The following is a 21,779-nucleotide window of genomic DNA, read 5'->3' as shown; positions in this document are numbered from 1 at the left end:
GCGACCGCTGCGATAGCCTTCTGCGACCGTAGGCACCAGGTGAGACGAAAGGGCGGACCGTGGGTTCCGACAGCAGCCGAAACGTCACCATCGCGATGATCGCGCGTCTGGCCGGCGTTTCCGTGCCCACGGTCTCCCGGGTCATCAACGGCCGCTCCGACGTCGCCCCCCAGACCCGGGAACGCGTCGAGGAGCTGCTGACCCGGCACGGCTACCGTCGCCGGCTGCCGAGCAGGCGTACCAGCTCGGCCCTGATCGACCTGGTCTTCAACGACCTGGACAGCCCCTGGGCCGTGGAGATCATCCGGGGGGTGGAGGACGTCGCGCACAGCAGCGGCGCGGGCACCGTCGTCTCGGCCATCCACCAGCGCACCTCCTCGGCCAAGCAGTGGCTCGACAACATGCGTGGCCGGTCCACGGAGGGGGTCATCTTCGTGACCTCGATGGTGGCGCCGCCGTTGCAGGCCGAGCTGCGCCGGCTCAACCTGCCGGTGGTCATCGTCGACCCGGCCGGCGTGGCCCCGCAGGAGGCGCCCACCATCGGCGCCACCAACTGGGCGGGCAGCCTGGAGGCCAACCAGTACCTGCTCGGCCTGGGGCACCGTCGGGTCGGCTTCATCGCCGGGCCGCCGCAGCTGATGTGCAGCCGGGCCCGGCTGGACGGCTACCGGGCGGCGCTCGACGCCGCCGGCGTCGCCGTCGACGACGCCCTCATCCGGCCGGGCAACTTCTACCACGAGTCGGGCTACGCCGCCGGCACCCAGCTGCTGGCCCTGCCCGACCCGCCGACCGCGATCTTCGCCTCCAGCGACCAGATGGCGCTCGGCGTCTACGAGGCGGTCCGCAAGCGCGGCCTGCGGGTGCCCGACGACGTCAGCGTGGTCGGCTTCGACGACCTGCCCGAGGTGCGGTGGTGCTCCCCGCCGCTGACCACCGTCCGGCAGCCGCTCGTGGAGATGGGCATGCTGGCGGCGCGTACCGTGCTGCGGCTCGCCCGGGGCGAGAAGATCGAGAGCCCGCGGATCGAGCTCGCCACCGAACTCGTCGTCCGCGACAGCACCGCGCCCCCGTCCCGTACGCGCTGACCGGGGGCGGGCCTGGTCGGCCCACCCCCGGTCACCGTCGCCGACGGTCAGGCGATCGTGCAGGTCGCGCCGTTGAGGGTGAAGGAACTGGGCTTGGCGGTGTTGCCGGTGTGGTTGGCCTGGAAGCCGATGCTCACCGAGGCGTTGGGGGCGATGGTGCCGTTGTAGGAGACGTTCTTGGCGGTCACCTGCCCGGAGGTGGGGGAGTAGGTGGCGTTCCAACCGCCGGTGATGCTCTGGCCGCCGGGCAGCGTGAAGGCCAGGGACCAGCCGTTGATGGTGCTGCTGCCGGTGTTGGTGACGGTGAGGTCCTCGGTCAGGCCGTTGCTCCAGGCGTTGACGGTCGCGGTGACGCGGCAGGCCGCGTTGCCCGGCGGCGGGGTGGTCGGCCCGGGGGTGGTCGGCCCGGGGGTCGGCGTGGTCGGGTTCGGGGTCGGCGTGGTGCCGCCGAACTGGGTGAAGAACCGCCAGGTCTCGCCCGGCAGCCAGGTGCGCGAGCCGCTGTCACCGGTCGCGCCGTCCTGCGGGGCGGCGATGTGCCCCTCGTCGAACGCGATCCAGGTGACCGGGTAGCCGGCCTGGCACCCCGAGTAGTTCGTGGTGATGTGCCGCAGGCTGCCCTGGGTGGGCTCGGCCGGGTTCTGGGCGGTGCAGCCGTTGTTGCGGACGAACCGGTCGCGCAGCGACCGCCCGGTGGAGATGGGGAACACCCCGTCCCGGATGCCGTGCACCCCGAGGTACGCGATCGGCGACGTGCCGCCGCTGCACCCGCTGATCGCCCCGGCGGAGTAGACCGCCACCGCCCGGAAGACGTTCGGCCGGGCGCACGCGAGGGCGTACGTCATGGCGCCGCCGTAGCTGAAGCCCACCGAGAAGCGCTGCGCCGTGTCGACGCACAGGTCGGCCTCGATCCGGCGGATGATGTCGTCGACGAAGGTGACGTCCTCGCCGCCGGCGTTGCCCCAGCCGTTGTTGATGCCCTGCGGGGCGACGAAGATGGCGCTGTTGTTCGCCAGCTGCTTGAGCCCGTAGTAGGACCAGACGTCGCGCTGCACGGTCTGGCCGGTGTCCACGTCGACGGCGGTGCCGCCCACCCAGTGGAACCCGAAGATCAGGCGGTACGGGTTGTTGTTGTTGTAGTTGTCCGGGATGCGCAGGATGAAGCTGCGGTTCTTGCCGTTGCTGGTGATCGTCTGGGTGCCGCTGCGCAGCGTCGGGGCCTTGCCGCACCCGGCGGTCGCCGCGGCGGCGCCGATCTCGGCGGCCGACGCCGTGGCGCCGAGGCCGCCGCTGAGCGTCGAGCCGACCAGGGCCAGCGCGAGCAGCGCGGCGCCCGCGACGGGCGCGAACCAGGATCTGTGTCGGGTCATCTGTTGACTCCTCTGTCGGTGGTGGTGGAGGTGTGGCCGGGGGTCAGGAGGACGTGCAGGTGAGGCTGGTGGGCGCCTGCGGGGTGCCGGTGCTGGAGGCGATGAAGCCGGCCGTGGTCGAGCCGCCGGTGGCCAACTGTCCGTTGTAGGCGGCGTTGGTCACGGTGACCTGGCTGCCCTGCTGGCCGAAGGTCGCGTTCCAGCCCTGGGACAGGGACTGCCCGCTGGGCAGCGAGAACGTCACCCGCCAGCCGCTGATGGCGGTGCCCCCGGTGTTGGTGATGGTCAGCCTGCCCTCGTAGCCGCCGGACCAGGACCCGACCTGCGTGTACGTGACGCCGCACGACTGCCCGGCCGGCGGCGTGGTGGGCGGCGGGGTGGTGGGAGCGGGCGTGGTGGGGGCCGGGGTGGTGGGCGTCGGCGTCGGGTTGCTGCCGGTGCCGAACTGCCACCAGTTGAGGTTGAACAGGTTGCCGCTGCCGCCGGTGAAGCGGAGGTAGAGGTCCTGGGTGCCGGTCGCGCCGGTCACCGGGCAGGACACCGTCTGCCAGGTCTGCCAGCCGCCGGTGACGGGCACCGTGCACGCGCCGACCCGGGTGCCCGTGGGGCCGCCCAGCCGCACCTCGATCGTGCCGCCACTGCCGGCCGAGGCCACCCGCGCGCTGAACGACGACGCGCCCGCCCCGAACGCCACTCCCTTGACCTTGATGTAGTCACCGTTGCTGAGGAAGCTGGCGTTCATGCCGCCCTCGCTGGCCGGCTCCGTCTCGACGCCGACGGACCAGGCGATGGTCTCGGCCTCCTGCCGCACGTACGGGTTCAGCGTGCCCACCTGCGGGGCCCCCGTCGTGGTCATGTTCATGCTCGGGATCGTGCCGTCACTGTTGTAGGAGAACTTCTCCACCGCCACCGACCTGGTGAAACCACCACCACCCGGCAACGCACCATTGTGGTAGAAGAAATACGACCCACCATTGAAATCGATGACACCAGGGTGGTTGGTGAAACTGCTGCCCTGCCGCGGCATCACCGTCCCCCGGTACGTCCACGGCCCCGTCGGACCCGGCGCCGTCGAATACGCGATGAACTCACCACAACACTCCGCCGCGAACACGTTGTAGTACAGGCCGTTACGCTTGTACACCCACGGCCCCTCCTCATACAGAGTCGGCCGGGACGCGTTACCCGTACGGGTGCCGAACCCCGCCGTGGTCAACGGGATCTTCGTCGGGCTGCCCGAGTAGGAGATCATGTCCTGGTTCAGCTTCACGTACCACAGGTTCGGGTTACCCCAGTACAGGTACGCCTGCCCGTCGTCGTCGATCATCACGTTCGGATCGATCTCACCGTTACCGACCAGAGGACGACCGATCGCGTCGCGGAACGGACCGGTCGGACTGTCGGCCACCCCGACACCGATCACCATCCCGCCACCACGCTGCTTCACCGGCACATACCAGTAGAACTTGTTGTTCCGCGCGACGACGTGACCCGCCCACGCATCCGACTCCGCCCACGCGAACGTCGCCAGACTCATCGGCGAACCATGATCAGTCCAGTTCACCATGTCGGCCGACGAGAACACCCGCCAGTCCTTCATCGTGAAGTACGTCGACCCGTCCTCGTCATGCCCGGTGTACAGATACACCCGACCGTTGTGCACCAACGGCGCAGGATCAGCGGTATAGATCGTCTGCACGATCGGGTTGTCCGCGTGGGCCGGGGCGGCGAACAGCGTCCCGACGCAGAGCAGGGTCGCGACCAAGGCGACACCGCGCCTGAGTCTCGTGCCGGTCAGGGTCTTCACAGATACCTCCCGAGGCGTGGGCAGCGCACCTGGCACAGGTGTCCGCCCGGGGTGGGTGAGTGCGTGGGTGGTCGACCGGCACCCGCCCGGGGGTGCGGCGGCGCGGTCGGCCCTGGTAGGGGCTGCGACATCACGGGTCGGAGCGGGCCCTGACGTCCACGCGGACGCCGGACGTGCTCAGCTCCCGGCTGTTGCTCTGGCTCTGCCGCCCCGGATCGGCGATCTCGGTGGCGGCGGCGGAGCGTGCCCTTCGCTCCTGAGAGGCAGGATACTTGTTACCGTTAACACGGACAAGACGGGGATCGATGTCGTGGCGGTGCCGCCCCGAGCGGGCCGCCCGCCGGCACCCCGGGCCGCCCCCTCGGCCCGGCCACCCGGCACCCGGGGCGTTGCCGGGGTCTGCCATGCTCGGCACGATGACGACCGGCCGCCCCACTTCACGCCGCCCGCGCCGCCGGGCCGCCCTCGTCGTCCTGGCGCTCGGGGCGGTCGCCGCCCTCGTCGCCGTCGCCGGGGTCGCCTGGCAGTTCCTGCGGCCACCGGGCCCGCGCCCGCTGTTCCAGCTCCCCGTCGCCTGCGGCGAGACATGGCAGCTCGGCACCTATCCCGGGCACGACGACTACGACGTCGACCTGTTCCCCAAGCGGGGCGAGGCGTGGGGGCGGCCGGTGCTCGCCTCGTACGCCGGCACGGTGACCGTGGCGGGGATCAACGGGTCGCTGGGTGGCCGCACCCCCGACAACCCGGACGGCCCGCGCGGCCGGGGCGGCGGGTACTGGGTGAAGATCGACCACGGCGGCCGGTGGGAGACGCAGTACCTGCACCTGCTCGAACCGCCGCTGGTCCGCGAGGGTCAGCGGGTCGCCCAGGGCGAGCAGATCGGGCGGGTCGGCAGCACCGGCAACTCCGGCGCGCCCCACCTGCACTACGAGCAGCGCCGGGGCTGGGAGAAGGTCGAGACCTGGTTCGACGGCGAGCCGTCGGGGATCACCCACGACGACGTCGAATACACGGTCACCCGCAAGAGCAACAACTGCGCCGCCGCGCGGCCGTAGCCGGCCGCGCCCGCCTTCCACTCACCGTCCAGATCGCTTCCACAGCCGGCTGGCAGCGTCTACGGCACAGACGCGAAGGGCGTCACGTGGCGAAGGGACGCGACTCAGGTGCGAAGAGGAACGAACTGGAGGCTGGCCGCGGCGCTCAGCCTGGTCGCCGCCGCCGGATCCCTCACGGTTTCCGGGCCGGCGACCGCCGCCCCCGTCATCCGGCTGGCTGCGGCGGCCCCCGTGCAACCGGCCGACGTCGCCGGCTCGGTCGACTATCTCACCAGGACCTACGGCGTCAGCGTGCGGGAGGCGGTGCGGCGGCTGGAGTTGCAGCGGACCGCGGGGGCGTTGCAGGACGTGCTGGCCCGCGACCACGGCGACACCTTCGCGGGTTCCTGGATCGACCAGGAGAACGGGGGCGTGCTCCACGTCGCCAGCACCGCCGCCGAAAGGCTGGCCCCCGCGCTGGGCGCGATCCCGGACCGGCGGCACATCCGCGTCGTCGGGGTGCGGCACTCCCTCCGGGAGCTCGAGGCCAGGGCCAGAGAGGTCACTGCCCGGCTGGGGCTCACGCCTGAGCAGGAGCCGGTGATCAACCCGCAGCGCAACCGGGTGGAACTGCATCATGGCGCGGCGGACGCCGTGCGCGGCTCGGCCGGCCGGCTCGCGCTGGCCGCCGACCTGGGCGTCACGGTGGTCGACTCGCCGACCCCCGTCCCACAGGCCTGCGCGATCCGCAACTGCGAGGCGCCGATGCGCGGCGGACTGACGCTGGACTTCCTCGACTTCAACAAGAATCCGAAGCGGACCTGCACCAACGGCTTCAACGTGCACGGCTCGGACGGCTGGCAGTACACGGTCACGGCGGGGCACTGCAGCAAAGCCGGGGACGGCTACTACTCCCGGCACGCGGGCCTGTGGGTCGGCCGCTACAACAATCCGACCTATGTCAGCGAGATCTACCCCAACGACGGAATCATCATGCCGTACGTGGTGATGAACGGCTTCGAGTACGTCACGTACTGGGTGGTGAACCCACGCAACACGGTGTTCAACTCGCGGGTGAGCGCGCAGTTCCCGATCTACGGAATGTACAGCTACTCCCAGATCGGGGTCGGCTGGGTGGCCTGCCACACCGGTCAGACGTCCAACAACACCAGGTGCGGCACGGTCCTCACGAAGGACGGCGGGATGATCACGGACATCTGCACGCAGGACGGGGACAGCGGCGGCCCGCTCTTCAGCGAGGTCGACCACATGGCCTACGGCATCCTGCACGGCGGCACCAACAAGGTCGGCAACTGCACCACGCGGTCGTACTACTCGCCGCTGTCGAAGGTCTTCGACTCCGCGCGCTCGTTCTCCGGCATCACGTTCAGCGTGAACTCGGCGGCCTGATCCACCGGCTCCGCCGACCGGCGGGAGGGCCGTAGCCAGCGCCGCCGCCTGGCTACGGCCCTGCTGGTCCGCCGAGGTGGCGGCCCGGCCTGGGTCAGCACCCGCCGGTGCGCCTCCCGCAGGTCCGCTCCCGGGTCGATGCCCAGCTCGTCGGCGAGCCGCTCGCGGACCGAGCGGTACGCCGCCAGGGCCTCGGCCTGGCGGCCGGCGGCGGCGAGCGTCGTCACCAGGCCCGCCTGGACGCGCTCGTCGAGCGGGTCCCGCTCGGCCGCGCGGCGCAGCGGCGCCAGCACCGGCGCCGGACGGCGCAGCCGGACCGCGATCCCGGCGGCGTCGAGGACGGCGTCGGTGAACTCGCCGTCGAGGCGCGCGAACGTGGCCAGGGCCGCCGGGGTGCCGGCCAGGCCGTCGCCGGCGGGGCCGTGGCCGAGCCGCAGCGCCGCGGCGTACCGGTCGAGTGCCGCGGCGGGCTCGCCGCCCCGCGCGTACGCCTTCGCCTCGGCGACGGTGCGCCGGAACAGCACGAGGTCGAGTGCCTCCGGCCCGGCCGCGAAGCGGTACCCGTGGCCGTGCCGGGTCAGGTACGCGCCCGGGGCGCGCGGCGGCAGGCCCGGTTCGAGCAGGCGGCGGAGGCCACCGACGTACTTGTGGATGGTGTTGACCGCGCTCGGCGGCGCGCCCGGGCCCCAGAGCAGGTCGACCAGCTCGGGCGTGCCGACCGGGTGACCGGCGCGGGCGAGCAGGAGCGCCAGCAGGCAGCGTTGCTGCGGCGGCCCGGCATCCACCTCGGCGTCGCCGCGCCGGACCCGTAGCGGGCCGAGGATCCGCAGGTGCGTCGCCGGGCGGCGCGGATCGACACTGTGCGAAACAGGCATGGCATGACGATAGGTAGCGACGTGGATGCTCAGCGTACGTCGGATGACGTAATGACGCGGGCCAGCTCCGCCCGCGACTTGACGTGCACCTTCGGGTAGATCCGGTACAGGTGGGTGCTGACCGTCCGCGGGGACAGGAACAGGTGCGCGCCGATCTCCCGGTTGCTCAGCCCCTCCGCGGCCAGTCGGGCGATCTGCTGCTCCTGCGGGGTGAGGGTGGTCAGCGCGTCCGTCGGCCGCCGCCGGGTCTCGCCCGTGGCCCGCAGCTCCGACCGGGCCCGGTCGGCCCAGGGGGTGACGCCGAGCGCGTCGAAGGTGGCCACGGCGGCCCGCAGCGGCGGCCGGCTCTCCGTGACCCGGTGCGCCCGCCGCAGCGCCGTGCCGTGCGCGAGCTGGAGGCGGGCCCGGTCGAACGGCCAGCCGGTCAGGTCCTCGGCCAGCGCGGCCCGGTAGTCCCCGCCGAGCACCGCGCGGGCGTAGCCGAGGCCGACCCGCAGCGACGGCGACCCGGTCCGCACGGCGACCGGCTCCAGGTCGTGGACCACCGGGCGCAGCTCGTCCTGGAAGCCGCCGAGCAGGGCCGCCTCGGCCAGGTGCCCGAGCACGAGCAACCGGTGGCCCGGGAAGTAGGCGCTGTCCGCCGGGTCGAAGATCCGCATGAGCTGCCGGAACGCGTCGTCCGGGTGGCCCTCGGCGAGCGCGGCGACGCCCCGGATGCGCTGCACGAGGGCCAGCATCGGCAGCCGCCGGCCGGCGGAGAGCACCTGCTCGGCGGCTTCGGCCCGGCGGCGGGCGGCGGTGACGTCGCCCCGCAGCGCCTCGGCCAGGCCCATGGTGAGGCTGCCGCCCAACGCCCACATCGGCAGCCCGGTCTCCTCCGCCAGGCTGATGCACTCGGCGGCCAGCGGCACGGCGGCCCGGGTGTCGCCCAGCGCCGCGTACGCCGACGCGGCCGCGTTGAGCGCCTGGGAGAGGACACCGATCCGGCCCTGTGCGCGCAGCTCGGCCGCGGCGGACAGCGCGAACGTCCCGGCCAGGTCGAACGCGCCGACGGCCCAGGCGGCGATCGACAGGTCGCTGCGCAGGGCCGGTGGCAGGTCCATCCGGTGCACCAGCCGCTCCAGCCGCCGCAGCGCGGCGGCGCCGTGCTCGACCGGTGCGACCAGCAGCATGATCGCGGTCACGCGCGGGTCGTCGTCGACGGACCCGAGCGCGAGCGTGACCTCGGTGAACCGGTCGCGGACGGGCGCCGGCACGTTGGAGTAGTAGACGCGCAGCGCCAGGTCGTTCATCGCCTGGAGGGCGCGCTCGGGGTCGCCGTCGCGGCGCATCGCGTCGATCAGGTCGGCGTAGGCCAGCAGCCGTTCCGGCCCGGACCAGGCCACCGGCAGGTACGTCTCGCGTAGCCAGGTCAGCCGCGCGTGGTCGGCCCGCCGCAGCGCGTGCTCGTCGATCTCGCCGAGCAGCCGCCGCACGGTGTGCGGGTCGCCCTGCTCGTGCGCCACGAGGCAGCTCGACACCTGCCGGTGGCCGCGCGCGGCAGGATCCCCGCTGAGCTGAACGGCCCGGGTGAGCGCGGCCAGCGCGAGCGGCGCCTGACGCGGCGCGGCGGCGATCGCCACCTCGGTGAGTTCCCGGGCCAGCGCCTCGTCCGGGCCCGGTGCGGCCGACGCCCGGTGCCAGAGCCGGCGCTGCGGGCTGGCGGACAGCACCTCGGCCAGCGCCGCGTGCACGCGGCGACGGTCCGCGGGCGCGGCCTGCTGACGCAGCGCCGAGCGCAGCAACGGGTGCCGGAACCGCAGCTCGTACCGCTCGTCGACGGCGACCAGACGGGCGGTCACCGCCGGCTGGATCGCCTCGGTGGGCACGTCGACGCCGGCCAGGACCGCGGCGGCCGCCAGGATCTCGCCCAGGCCGGTCCCGTCGTTCAGCGCCGCGATCAGCAGCAGGGTCCGGGTCTGCGGCGGCAGGTCGGCGACCAGCCCGCCGAAGGTCCGCTCCACGCGCGCGCTCAGCGGCAGCGCCGCCGGCGACAGCGCGCCGTCGCCGAGCCGGGCGACCGAGGTGCCGAGCTCCACGATGCCCAGCGGGTTTCCGGCGGCCTCGTCCAGCACCCGGTCCCGCAGCCGCCGGGCCAACCGGGGCGCGGTCCGGTCCAGCAGCGTCCCGGCGTCCGCCGGGTGCAGGGGCTCCAGCCGCAGCTCGGGCAGCCCCGCCCTGGTGAGCCGCCGGTCGACGTCCTCGCCGTCGCGTACCGCCATGACCACGGCGACCGGGTCCGACCCGACCCGCCGGCAGAGGAACGTCAGGGTCTCCCAGGTGGCGGCGTCCAGCCAGTGCGCGTCCTCGACCGCGAGCAGCGTGGGCTGCTCCGGTTCGCCGAGCAGGTGCAGCACCTCGACGGCCCGCCGGTACGGCGAGTCCGCCGTCAGCGCGGCGGCACGCAGCGGGCGGAGCAGGTGGTCGAGCCCCGCGTACGGGATCTGCCCCTCGGCCTGCACGCCGGTCACGCCCAGTACGCGCACCCCGCGCCCGCGCCCGGCGCGGACCACGTGCTCCAGCAGGGCCGACTTGCCGATCCCCGCCTCGCCGCGCAACACCAGCGCGCCGCCCCGCCCGTCGATGGCGTGGGTGAGCAGATCCCCGAGCAGGCTGATCTGGTCGTCCCGCCCGACAAGCCCTGCCATGCCCCCATCCTGCAACGCCACGGCCGGGGCCTCACCCGCCGTCGACCCGGGGCCGCCGGTGGTCGGTCAGCCGGAACCCGACCCCCCGCACCGCCACGACGGTGACGCCGGTGCCGAGCTGGTCGAGCTTGCGGCGCAGCCGCTTCACCAGGGACTGCACGCCGGCCGGGTGCTGCCGCCCCTCGTCGTGCCAGACCGTCCGGTGCAGCTCGGCGTAGCTCCAGACTCGGACCGGTTCGCTGGTCAGGCGGGCCAGCAGGTCGCGTTCGAGCCGGGTGAGGAAGACCTCGCGTTCGCCGTAGCGGGCCGTGGACCGGGCCGGGTCGATCCGCAGCAGGTCGTCCGGGCCCGCCTCGGGGGTCGGCCGCCCCGCTGCGGGCGGCCCCTGGGGCACCGCGATGAGCCGGCGCAACTCGTCGAGGTCGGCCACCAGCAGCAGGGGCGCGATGCCGTCGAGGCGTTCGGCGAGCCGGATCCGCTCGGCCGGCGACGGCGTCACCGCGATCACCAGCGGGGTCGGCGGCCCCGCCTCGTCGAGGGGACCGGGCGGCACGCTGCCGTCGCCGCCGCTCACCGCGCCCACCCGGGCGCGATCGGCGGCTGCTGCCCGAGTCTGTCAGCGCGGTGACAGCGACGGGCGGCCACCACCGTCGGGCGGGCTGCTCCTAGCGACGAGTTGCTCACGTCGCGTGCTTGATCCTTCATCTTTGTCGATCATAGTTTGCCCACAGGCTGCCGGCGTGACCCGCACGGCGCCTGGAGGGCCTGGGGAACCGCGCGTGCCGGTGCGTCCAGAGGGGAGGCACGGTCGTTGTACCCCTGTCACGGCCCGACCAACCGCGGGTCGTTCTGCAGGAGGCAGCACCGATGCTGAGACGTCCACACCCCAGGGGCCCGGCCGGGCGCCTGGTGAGCGCCGGTGCGGCGCTCGTCCTCGCCGCGACGGCCCTGGTCGCGACCGGTTCCGGGGCGCAGGCCGCGCCGGGCGGCACGCCCGCGGACAAGATCCGGCCCGAGCTGGTCAAGCAGCTCCAGACCAAGACCGAAAGCGACTTCTGGATCCACTTCGGTGCCCGGGCGGACCTGGGCAAGGCCGCCGCGATCACCGACTGGACCAAGCGGGGCGCCGCCGTGGCGGACGCGCTGCGCCGCACCGCCGCCGACAGCCAGGCCAAGGTCCGCGCCGAGCTCGACGGCGCGGGCGCGAAGTACCAGACCTTCTGGGCGACCAACGCCATCAAGGTCAGCAGCGGCTCCCTGACGATGGTGCAGAGCCTCGCCGCGCACGCCGAGGTCGACGGCGTCTACGCGCCCGTCGCCTACGAGCTGCCCGAGGTCACGAAGGGCACCGACGAGAAGACGGCCAACGCCCTGGAGTGGGGCATCGCCAACATCAACGCCGACGACGTCTGGTCCCGCTACGGCGTCACCGGCGCCGGCATCACGGTGGCGAGCATCGACTCCGGCGTGCAGTTCGACCACCCGGCGCTGGTGCGGGCGTACCGGGGCAACAACGGCGACGGCACCTTCGACCACAACTACAACTGGTTCGACGCGGCCGGCGACTGCGCCGCCGCCCCCTGCGACGGCGACGGCCACGGCACCCACACGATGGGCACGATGGCCGGCGCCGACGGCGCCAACCAGATCGGCGTCGCGCCCGGCGTCCGGTGGATCGCGGCCAACGGCTGCTGCCCGACCGACGCCGCGCTGATCGCCTCCGGCCAGTGGATGCTCGAACCCACCGACCTCGACGGCGAGAACCCCGACGCCAGCAAGCGGCCCCATGTCATCAACAACTCGTGGGGCACCCGGCTGCCCTCCAACGACCCGTTCATGGAGGACGTGACGCTGGCCTGGGCCGCGTCGGGCATCTTCGGCGCCTGGTCCAACGGCAACAGCGGCCCGTCCTGCCAGACCAGCGGCTCGCCGGGCAGCCGGTCCAGCAACTACTCCACCGGCGCGTACGACGTCAACAACGCCATCGCCAGCTTCTCCGCCCGGGGCGCCGGCCAGGGCGGTGCCGTCAAGCCCGACATCGCCGCGCCCGGCGTCAACGTCCGCTCCAGCATCCCCGGCGGCGGCTACGGCAGCCTCAGCGGCACCTCCATGGCCTCCCCGCACCTCGCGGGCGCGGTGGCGCTGCTGTGGTCGGCGGCGCCCGCGCTGGTCGGCGACGTCGCGGCCACCCGCGCCCTGCTGGACGACTCGGCGATCGACACCGCCGACGCCCAGTGCGGCGGCACCGCCGACGACAACAACGTCTTCGGCGAGGGCCGCCTCGACGCCCTCGCGCTGCTCGACGCCGCCCCGATCGGGGAGACCGGCACCCTCGCCGGCACGGTCACCGACGCGGCCACCGGCGCCACGGTCCCCGGCGCCACGGTCGCCCTCACCGGCCCGGCGTCCCGGCAGCTCACCACCGGCGCCGACGGCAGGTACTCGTCCCTGCTGCCCGCCGGCGACTACCAGGTCGCCGTGACCGCGTTCGGCTACGCCGCCCGGACCCTGCCCGCCACGGTCCGCGCCGCCGCCACCACGACGCTCGACGTCGCCCTGACGGCGGTGCCGTCGGTCACCGTCAGCGGAGCGGTCACCGACGGCTCCGGCCACGGCTGGCCGTTGTACGCGAAGGTCAGCGTCGAGGGCCTGCCGGTGTCCGACTACACCACGCCCGGCAACGGCCGCTACAGCCTCACCCTGCCCGCCTCGGCCACGTACACGCTGAAGGTGGAGCCGCAGTACCCGGGCTACCAGACCGTGACCCGCGAGGTCGTGGTCGGCTCCGGCAACAAGACCCAGAACGTCGCCGTCACCGTGGACCCGGCCGCCTGCACCACCGCGCCCGGCTACGGGTACGGCTCCGACGGCGTGTACGAGACCTTCGACGGCGACCGCGCCCCGGCCGGCTGGTCGGTCGTGGACAACGCCGGCACCGGCCAGGGGTGGCGGTTCACCGACACGGGGAACCGGGGCAACCTCACCGGCGGCACCGGCGGCTTCGCGATCGTCGACAGCGACGACTACGGCAGTGGCGGGAAGCAGGACACCTCGCTGGTCAGCCCGGTCGTCGACCTCACCGACGTCGCCGCGCCGGTGATCCGGTTCAACCAGGACCTCAACTGGGTCAGCTCCGAGCGCGCCGACGTCGACCTCAGCGTCGACGGTGGCGAGACCTGGACCAACGTGCTGCGCCAGGCGGCGGACGTACGCGGGCCCAAGGTCACCGAGATCGCGATCCCGCAGGCGGCGGGCGAGTCCGGGGTCCAGGTGCGGTTCCACTACTACGACGCCACCTGGGAGTGGTGGTGGCAGGTCGACAACGTGCTGATCGGCAGCGAGGTCACCTGCGCGCCGACCGACGGCGGCCTGGTGCTCGGCCACGTCCGCGACGCCAACGACAACGGGTACGTCAACGGCGCGACCGTCACCAGCGACGACCGGCCGGCGCAGACGACCACCACCGTGGCCACTCCCGACGACACCGAGCTGCCCGACGGCTTCTACTGGCTGTTCTCGTCGCTGACCGGCGCGCACCGGTTCACCGCCAAGGCCGGCGGCTACGTCAGCCAGGGCAAGCAGGTCACGGTCGAGGCCGACTGGGCCACCACCGCGACCTTCAAGCTCGCGGCGGGCCGGCTGTCCGTGCAGCCGGCGGAGGTCAGCGGCACCGTGCGGATGCCCACCGGCACCGTCGCCAAGACCTTCACGGTGACCAACACCGGCGGGGCCCCCGTCGACGTCCGCTTCGGCGAGCGCGACGGCGGCTTCGAGCTGCTGCGGGCCGACGGCTCCCGGGTGACCCAGCGGCAGATCCTGGCCGCCGAGGGGGCCCCGGAGCAGCGGATCACCGCCGCCACGTCGCTGGCCGCGCGGGCGTCCGGCAAGGCGGCTTCGGCGGCCCCCGCCCCGGCCGGCCCGCAGGCCGCGCCGTGGACGGACGTCACCGACTTCCCGGCCACCATCATGGACAACCGGGTGGTCAGCCTGGACGGCAAGGTGTACTCGATCGCCGGCGGCAACGGCACGGCGTCGTCGGCGAAGAACTACGCCTACGACCCCATCGCCCAGACCTGGACCGCGATCGCCGACCTGCCCGGCGCGCGCAACGCCGTCACGGCCGGCGTCGTCGACGGGAAGATCATCGTGACCGGCGGTTGGGGCGCGTCCGGCCCCGACGCGGCCACCTGGTCGTACGACCCGGCGGCCAACGCGTGGACGAAGAAGGCGAACAACCCGGCGCCCCGGTCCGCCGCCGGCCAGGCCGTCGCCGACGGCAAGCTGTACGCGGTCGGCGGCTGCACGACGGCGAACTGCACGCCGATGTCGAACGACGTGCTCCGGTACGACCCGGCCGGCGACACCTGGGAGACGCTGCCCGACTACCCGAAGGCGGTGGCGTTCCTGTCCTGCGGCGGCATCGGCGGCGTCGTCTACTGCACCGGCGGCAACGACGGCTCCGTCGCGCAGAAGGCCGGCTACGCCTTCGACCCGGGCACCAACGCCTGGACCGCGATCGCCGACGCGCCGGCCGACAACTGGGCCAGCTCGTTCGCCGTGGCCAACGGCAAGCTGCTGGTCGTCGGCGGCTCGCAGGGCGGGGCGATCACCAACGCCGGCTTCGCCTACGACCCGGTGGGCAACTCGTGGTCGGCCCTGCCGAACGCCAACACCGCCCGGTACCGGGGCGGCGCGGCGTGCGGCTTCTACAAGGTCGGCGGCTCCTCGGGCGGCTTCACGGCGACGGCGGACAGCGAGGCGCTGCCCGGCTTCGGCGAGTGCGCCGAGGCCGCCGCGGACGTCAGCTGGCTGACGATCGACAAGACGGCGGCCACGCTGGCGCCGGGCGAGAAGGTCACGGTCACCGTCGGGATCGCGGCCACCGTGGACCAGCCGGGCACGTACACGGCGTCGGTGGTGATCACCGAGAACACGCCGTACACCGTCGCGCCGGTGCCGGTCACGATGACCGCGCAGCCGCCGAAGACCTGGGGCAAGCTGCTGGGCACGGTGACCGGGACGAGCTGCCAGGGCGTCGGCGCGCCGATCTCCGGTGCGGTGGTCCAGGTCGACTCCTGGGCGATGTCGTGGACGTTCGCCACCGACGACCAGGGCCGGTACGCCTACTGGCTGGACAAGCGGAACAACCCGCTGACGTTGATCGTCGCCAAGGACGGCTGGAAGCCGCAGACCCGCCAGACGAAGATCAACACCAGCACGCCCACCGTGGAGAACTTCGCGTTGGCGCCGATCCGCTGCTGACCGTCGACGGCTGACGGGACAGCCCCGGCCCGCCCGGTCACCCGACCGGGCGGGCCGCGGGCGTCCTGCGGCGGGCCGGCGGCTCGGAGCCCGGCGTGTTCGAGGGCCCGTGCCGGCGGACGGGGGAGGGGCTCAGGGTAGCGCCAGCCGGAAGCCGACCCCCCGGACCGCGTCGATGGTCGCCGGCACGCCTAGCCGGGCCAGCTTGCGCCGCACCCGCCGCACCACCGAGTGCAGGTCGGAGCCGCGGCCCAGGCGCTCGGTGCCCCAGACCTCGCGGTGCAGCCGCCGGTGGGTCCAGGTGTGCCCGGGCGTGCCCACCAGGCAGCGCAGCAGGTCGTGCTCCAGCGGGGTCAGCCCGATCTCGCGGTTGCGCCAGCGCAGCACCCGCCGGTCGGAGTCGATGCTCAGCGCGGTCGCGGCCGGCGCGGCGGTGACCGCGACCCGGTGGGCCGCCGACTCGGCGGGCGGGGCGGCGGGCTCGCCGGCCACGCCGAGGAACCGCCGCGCCTGGTCCACGCTGGAGACGATCAGGACGGCCTCGGACCCGCCGAACAGCTCAGCGAGGCGGCGGCGGTGCGACGCCGAGGAGGCGATGCCGATGGCCAGGGAGGGTCTCCCGCTCATCTCCGCCCTCCCCGTCCATCCGCTCACGGAACGGCATTGACATAATAATGTGCGTCGATGTCTGCGGCAATGTCCCTTCCCGACGGTCGCGCCGCTTCGGCGTGGCAGGATGTCGGCGTGCCCGAGGCCCGCAGACCACCGGTCGCGTTCGAGACGACCTGCGTCGTCGCGGCGCCGCCGGACGAGGTCTACCACCACCTGTCCGACCCGTTCAGCTACGTCGGGCTGTCGCCGCTGATCGTGGCGGTCCGCGACGTGCGCACGGGCCACGACGCGCAGGGCCGGGCCGTCGCCCGCTACGTCGCCGTCGAGCGGTTCCGGCTGGTCGGCCCGGTGCGGTGGGACAACCCGATCCGGGTACGGATGGTGGCGACGCGGCCGGGCGAGCAACTGGTCAGCGAGGTGCGCAGCCCCGGCTGGGTGTCGCTGCGCGCGGTGGTGGACCTGGCCGCCGAGGCGGGCGGCACCCGGGTGCGGGAAGGGGTGACCGCCGAGGCCCCGGTGCCGCTGCGGCGGTTCGTGGCGGCCAAGGCGCGCGAGGTCGCCGCGTACCGGGCGGCCGAGTTGACCCGCCGCATGGCGGCCCGGTAGCCCACGCGCGGCCCGGCGTCCGCGTCGCGGACCCGCGACGCTGCGGGCCCGCGACGCCGGTGCGGGGGTTACCGGTAGGTCAGGTCGGACGAGGAGTAGAGGCAGTTGGTGCCGTCGGCCCCGGTGCCGACCTGGGTGGGCTCGCTGCCGGTGTTGTTGCCGTTGTACTTGCGGCAGATCACCATCGACCGGCTCGAGTCGTTGACGATCGTGATGCCCGAGAACCGGGCGGTGTCGCCGTAGTTGACGTTGATCCCGGCCACCGTGTTGCCGGGGCGGGTCAGCGTGCTGTTGCGGATGACGACGGCGCGCTTGTACTGGGTGGAGCAGTTGCCGCAGGAGCGGTAGAACGTCCCGAAGTTGGTCGCCTGGAAGTTCTGGACGGTCAGCGTGCCCGCCCCGTTGTGCTGGAAGACCTTGTCGCTGGCGCTGCGCGCGCCACCGCCGTCGACCAGGAAGACGGGCGACCCGCTGCCGCGGAACGTGGCGGCGTCCTCGCCCACGTCCTCCCACCACACGTTGCGCAGCGTGCAGGACCCGGCGCAGTGCACGCCGTCACCGGCGGGCCCGCCGATGATGACGTTCTGCAGGGTGGCCCCCGCGGCGAGCTGGAACATCGGGTCCTGGCTCTCCTCCTGGCTGCCGTCGCCGATGCAGCAGTACCGGCGCATGCCGCCGTCGAACACCCCGGACACCGGGATCGTGCCGTCGACGCCGACCTGCCCGGTCGGTGTCGGCCAGGATCCGGTCGGCGGCGGCGTGGTGGGCGGCGGCGTGGTCGGTGGCGGCGTGGTCGGGTTGCCCGGCGTGGTGGGGCTGGTCCCGCCGGTGCAGGTGACGCCGTTGACCGCGAAACTGGTCGGCGTCGGGTTGCTGCTGTTGTTCCACGTGCCGTTGAAGCCGAACGCGGTCGACGCGTTGGTGGCGAGGTTGCCGTTGAAGCTCACGTTCGTGGCGGTCACCGCGCTGCCGCTCTGCGTCACGGTGGCGTTCCACGCCTGGGTGACCGTCTGGCCGGCGCCGAACGACCAGGTGAGCCGCCACGAGGTGAGGGGGTCGCCGACGTTGGTGAGGGTGACCGTGGTGGAGAAGCCGCCCGGCCACTGCGAGCCGACCGCGTAGCTGACGCGGCAGCCGGCGGCGGCCTGCGCGGCGCCCGCCGTGGCCACGACCCCCGCGGCGGCGAGCGTGGCCGCCGCCGCTGTGACGACGAGAAGGGACTTTCGACGCTGTCTGTGCAGCATGTTGCTCCCTGGCTGTACGTGGGGCCCGCGGAGGTGCCGGCATCCGGTGCCCGCCGGATGCCGGAGCGGACCCTGGTCCGTGCCCGGACGCCCGTCCGTCGGACGGGCCGCGCCGCCCACGGGGCACGCGCTTTCACCCAGCAGAGCGCAGAACGATGATCGACACAATCCCGGTCCCGCCGCAGCGTAGGGAAACACCCGATTACCGCGCGGGCGCGCGGCCCTAGCGTCAGGCGCATGCCCCGTCGTACGCACACCCCGGCCCGCCCGCTCCACCCGGCCCGGGTCACCACGCGGTTCCGCCGCCTGGCACCCGTCCTGCTGCTCGCCCTGCTGGCCCCCGCCGCCTGCGGCCAGCTGGCCGGCCCGCTCTCCGCCGACCCGGGCGACGCCGCCGACCGGCCCGCCCCGGTGGCGTCGCAGCCCGACGGGTCGGCCGACCCGGCCGCTCCGGAACCCGGCGACCCGACCGACCCGACCGACGGGCAGTCGCCGGAGCCGGGGGACGAGGCGGTGGCCCTGCCCGACCCCTGCGCCCTGGTCCGCAAGGCCGAGGCCGAGAAGCTGGCCGGCCTCGGGCTGGGCGACGGCAAGTCGGTCGGGGACACCTGCACCTACACCGCGCCCGCCGACGGGCCGACCGCGCAGGTCGAGGTCTTCGTCGGCGACGGCGCGAAGAACTACCTCGACGTCGAGCGGGCGCTCGGGCACGAGACGCGGGCGCTGCCCGGCGTGGGCGACGAGGCGTACGCGACCGCCGACTCGTTCTTCGTCAACGCCTCCGGCAGGTGGGTGGCCGTCCGGCTGGTGCGGCTCAACGACCCCGAGGCCAACCGCGGGCCGTTGGAGTCGCTCGCCCGTACCGTCGCCACCCGGCTCTGAGGACGGTCGCGCCCGCGCCGGGGAGGTCGCGCCGGGCGTCGCGGTCTGCGGACGCCGCCGCGCTGACCGCCGCCTGGCCCCCCGGTGGCGGACCCGTGCCATCATCCCGCCATGGAGACCTCCCTGGTGGGGCGCGACGCGGCCGCCGACCGGGCATGGCGGGCGCTGGTCGCGGGAGCGCCGGTGCTCGTGGAAGGCCGCAGCGGCATCGGCAAGACCGCGCTCTGGCGGGCCCTGGTCGGCCGGGCCGAGCGGGCCGGGTGGTCGACGCTGACCTGCGCCCCGGCCGAGGCCGAGGCGGCGCTGCCGTTCGCCGCGCTGGCCGACCTGCTCCGGCCGCTGGCCGCCGCGGTGCCGGCCCTGCCCCCGCCGCAGCGCGCCGCCGCCGAGATGGTGCTGCTGGCCGCGCCCGGCGACGAGGTGATCGACGAACGGGCGGTCGGCGCGGCGACCCGCGCCCTGATCGAGGGCGCGTTCGGCGCGAGGGCCCCGGTGCTGCTCGCCGTCGACGACGCGCCCTGGCTCGACCCGCCGAGCGAGCGGGCGTTGCGGTTCGCGCTGCGCCGGCTCGCGCCCCGGCCCGCCGTGCTGGTCGCCCGGCGCACGGACGGCACCGGGCCCGCCGCCGCGCCCCTCGGCCTCGACGACGACCGGCCCGGCGGCGCGCCGGTGACCCGCGTCGCCCTGCCCCCGCTGGACGCCGGCTCCCTGCACCACATCGTCCGGACCCGGCTGGACGGCGCGCTCAGCCGCCCGCTGTTCGCCCGCATCGTCCGAGACGCCGGGGGCAACCCGCTGCTGGCCATCGAGATGGCCCGGGCGGCGCTGCGCCTGCCCCGCCCACCGGGGCCCGACGAGGACCTGCCGGTGCCGTCGTCGCTGCGCCAGCTGCTCGCCGACGCGCTGCGGGCGCTGCCCGCCCCCACCCGGGACGCGGTGCGGCTGGCCGCGCTGCTGACCGTGCCCACCCTGCCGGACCTCGCCGCGGCCGGGGTGCCGGCGGACGCCTGGGACGCGGCGGAGGAGGCCGGCCTGCTCCATGTCGCCCCGGACCGGGTCGGCTTCGTCCACCCGAGCTACGCCGCCGCCGTCCGCGGCGGCATCCCGCCCGGGGTGCGCCGGCGGCTGCACCGGACGCTGGCCGACGCGGTGCCGGATCCCGACGAACGCGCCCGCCAGCTCGCCCGGTGCGTCGTCGAGCCCGATGGAGCGGTCGCCGCCGAGCTGGCCGCCGCCGCCGAACGTCAGCGCACCCGGGGTGCCCCCGCCGTCGCCGCGGACCTGTTCGAGCGGGCCGCGCAGCTCACGCCCGCCGCCCAGGCCGACGACCGGGACCGGCGTCGCCTGGCCGCGGTGCGCTGCCGCATCGACAGCGGCGACCACGCGGCGGCGGGCGCGGCGGCCGACGCCGCGACCGGGCAGCTCACCGGGCAGGCGCGGGCGGAGGCGCTGCTCCTGCGCGCGTTGGTCGCATGGTTCGCCGACGATCTCGCCACCGCCGTGTCCACGGGCGAGCGCGCGCTGGCCGCCGCGGACGGCGGCCCCCTCGCGGGGCGGATCCACGCCCACCTCACCCTGTTCCACGACGGGCCCGGGGCCGCCCGGCGGCACGCCGAGGCCGCCATCGCCCTGCTCGGCGCCGACGAGGACCGGCCCCTGCTGACCGCGTCGCTGCTGCTGCTGTTCTTCCACGAGGTGCGCGCGGGCCTGCCCGCCCGCACCGGGCTGCTCGACCGGGCGCTGGCACTGGAGGCCGGCGAGCCGTCGTGGCTGGCCGGCACGATCCCGGCGATCTGGTGGAAGGCCGTCGACGACCACGACCGGGCGCGCGAACGGCTGCACGACATGCGCGCCCGGGCGGCGGCGCGGGGCGACGAGCCATGGCAGCACGAGCTGCTCACCCACCTCGGCGAGGCGGAGCTGCTGGCCGGCCGGTTCGCCGCCGCCGAGGCGCACATCGCCGCCGCCCGGCAGCTGGGTGAGCAGCTCGGCAGCGCGCTGGTCGGCGAGACCTGGCTGGCGGGGACGCTGGCCGCGTACCGGGGGCGGCTGGCCGAGGCCGCCGGGGTGGCGGAGGAGGGCCTGCGCCGGGCCCGGGAGGTCGACGACGACTGGAGCCGGCGCATCCACCTGCAACTGGCCGGGTTCGTGGCGTTGTCCGCCGGCCGGGCCGGCGAGGCCGCCGCCGCGTACGGCGAGCTGGCGGGGGCGCTGTCCGGCTCCGGGATCGTCGAGCCGGTCGCCCTGCGCTTCGAACCGGACTGGATCGAGGCGTGCGTCGGCTGCGGTGACCTCGACACGGCGGGCCGGGCCCTCGCCCGTCTCGCCGAACGGCACGGGCGACTGCCCCGGCCGTGGACCACGCTCGGGCTGGCCCGCAGCCGGGTGCTGGTCGCTGGCGCCGCCGGCGTCGACACGTCGCCGGCGCTCGCCGCGCTCGGTGCCGCGCGGTCGGCCGTACCGGCGGACGTGCTACCGCTGGACCGCGCCCGCTGCCTGCTGGTCGCGGGTCGCGCGCTGCGGCGGGCCCGGCGTCGCCGGGAGGCCCGCGCGGCCCTGGAAGCGGCCGAGGCCGAGTTCGACGCGCTCGGCGCCGCCGCGTTCGCCGCCGCGACGCGCGGCGAGCTGGACCGGATCGGCCGGCGGACGGCCGCACCGACCACGCTCACCGCCACCGAGGAGCGGGTGGCCCGGCTGGCCGCGCAGGGGCGCACCAACCGGGTCATCGCCGACACGCTGTTCATCAGCCCGAAGACCGTCGAGGCCAACCTCGCCCGGGCCTACCGCAAGCTCGGCATCTCCAGCCGCGCCGAGCTGGGCGCCGTGCTGGGGCGGCCGGCGTCCGGCTGAGGGGTGGGCCGGTCGACGGCGACCCTGGACAGCGGTGCCGCCGCCCGGCGGCGGG

General features: G+C 74.5%; 14 protein-coding genes. 7 read left to right on the top strand and 7 right to left on the bottom strand.

The window, feature by feature from the left end; all coding sequences use genetic code 11:
• Positions 1–95 precede the first annotated feature (95 nt).
• Complete coding sequence (locus ACVMYR_RS20400) at positions 96–1,085, top strand: LacI family DNA-binding transcriptional regulator (protein WP_228986508.1); 990 nt, start codon at positions 96–98, stop codon at positions 1,083–1,085.
• Positions 1,086–1,132: 47 nt separating this feature from the next.
• On the opposite strand, the gene ACVMYR_RS20395 is transcribed toward ACVMYR_RS20400, so the two are convergent.
• Positions 1,133–2,455: a cellulose binding domain-containing protein gene (locus ACVMYR_RS20395; protein ID WP_396790196.1), complete on the bottom strand. Its 1,323-nt coding sequence runs from the start codon at positions 2,453–2,455 to the stop codon at positions 1,133–1,135.
• 43 nt (positions 2,456–2,498) lie between these two features.
• Positions 2,499–4,220, bottom strand: coding sequence for a family 43 glycosylhydrolase (locus tag ACVMYR_RS20390; protein ID WP_457122439.1), 1,722 nt, complete (start codon positions 4,218–4,220; stop codon positions 2,499–2,501).
• A gap of 458 nt (positions 4,221–4,678) precedes the next feature.
• On the opposite strand from ACVMYR_RS20390, the gene ACVMYR_RS20385 reads away from it, so the two are divergent.
• Together ACVMYR_RS20385 and ACVMYR_RS20380 are read left to right on the top strand one after the other, a co-directional pair.
• On the top strand, positions 4,679–5,317 hold the full coding sequence (locus ACVMYR_RS20385) for a M23 family metallopeptidase (protein ID WP_043964505.1): 639 nt from the start codon (positions 4,679–4,681) through the stop codon (positions 5,315–5,317).
• A gap of 108 nt (positions 5,318–5,425) precedes the next feature.
• The gene (locus tag ACVMYR_RS20380; protein ID WP_431891969.1) at positions 5,426–6,706 is read left to right on the top strand and encodes a S1 family peptidase; all 1,281 of its coding nucleotides are present in this window, start codon (positions 5,426–5,428) and stop codon (positions 6,704–6,706) included.
• On the opposite strand, the gene ACVMYR_RS20375 is transcribed toward ACVMYR_RS20380, so the two are convergent.
• From ACVMYR_RS20375 to ACVMYR_RS20365, 3 genes are read right to left on the bottom strand one after another with little or no spacing between them, the layout of a single operon-like run.
• On the bottom strand, positions 6,628–7,581 hold the full coding sequence (locus tag ACVMYR_RS20375; protein ID WP_457122438.1) for an AfsR/SARP family transcriptional regulator: 954 nt from the start codon (positions 7,579–7,581) through the stop codon (positions 6,628–6,630). The two genes, ACVMYR_RS20380 and ACVMYR_RS20375, sit on opposite strands and share 79 nt — an antisense overlap.
• 29 nt (positions 7,582–7,610) lie before the next feature.
• Positions 7,611–10,268, bottom strand: coding sequence for a helix-turn-helix transcriptional regulator (locus tag ACVMYR_RS20370; RefSeq protein WP_077937468.1), 2,658 nt, complete (start codon positions 10,266–10,268; stop codon positions 7,611–7,613).
• Between the two features lie 31 nt (positions 10,269–10,299).
• The gene (locus ACVMYR_RS20365; protein WP_457122437.1) at positions 10,300–10,842 is read right to left on the bottom strand and encodes a winged helix-turn-helix domain-containing protein; all 543 of its coding nucleotides are present in this window, start codon (positions 10,840–10,842) and stop codon (positions 10,300–10,302) included.
• A gap of 335 nt (positions 10,843–11,177) precedes the next feature.
• Here ACVMYR_RS20365 and ACVMYR_RS20360 point away from each other — a divergent pair, with 335 nt between their 5' ends.
• Entirely contained in the window at positions 11,178–15,530 is a 4,353-nt protein-coding gene (locus ACVMYR_RS20360; protein WP_457122436.1) for a S8 family serine peptidase, read from the top strand.
• Between the two features lie 132 nt (positions 15,531–15,662).
• Here ACVMYR_RS20360 and ACVMYR_RS20355 read toward each other — a convergent pair whose 3' ends face one another.
• A complete protein-coding gene (locus ACVMYR_RS20355; RefSeq protein WP_457122435.1) occupies positions 15,663–16,157 on the bottom strand; it encodes a winged helix-turn-helix domain-containing protein in 495 nt (164 codons plus the stop codon).
• Between the two features lie 117 nt (positions 16,158–16,274).
• Between ACVMYR_RS20355 and ACVMYR_RS20350 the strand changes: the two genes are divergently transcribed.
• Positions 16,275–16,748: an SRPBCC family protein gene (locus tag ACVMYR_RS20350; protein ID WP_228986512.1), complete on the top strand. Its 474-nt coding sequence runs from the start codon at positions 16,275–16,277 to the stop codon at positions 16,746–16,748.
• A gap of 68 nt (positions 16,749–16,816) precedes the next feature.
• On the opposite strand, the gene ACVMYR_RS20345 is transcribed toward ACVMYR_RS20350, so the two are convergent.
• Positions 16,817–17,992: a pectate lyase gene (locus ACVMYR_RS20345; RefSeq protein WP_077937473.1), complete on the bottom strand. Its 1,176-nt coding sequence runs from the start codon at positions 17,990–17,992 to the stop codon at positions 16,817–16,819.
• 237 nt (positions 17,993–18,229) lie between these two features.
• On the opposite strand from ACVMYR_RS20345, the gene ACVMYR_RS20340 reads away from it, so the two are divergent.
• Positions 18,230–18,874: a hypothetical protein gene (locus ACVMYR_RS20340; RefSeq protein ID WP_077937474.1), complete on the top strand. Its 645-nt coding sequence runs from the start codon at positions 18,230–18,232 to the stop codon at positions 18,872–18,874.
• A gap of 111 nt (positions 18,875–18,985) precedes the next feature.
• Entirely contained in the window at positions 18,986–21,724 is a 2,739-nt protein-coding gene (locus ACVMYR_RS20335) for an AAA family ATPase (RefSeq protein ID WP_457122434.1), read from the top strand.
• The last annotated feature ends 55 nt before the right edge of the window (positions 21,725–21,779 follow it).

This window comes from Micromonospora sp. PTRAS2 (genome assembly GCF_054052245.1).
The sequence above is the reverse complement of the archived record's forward strand: the minus strand, read 5'-3'. Positions and strand labels throughout refer to the sequence as shown.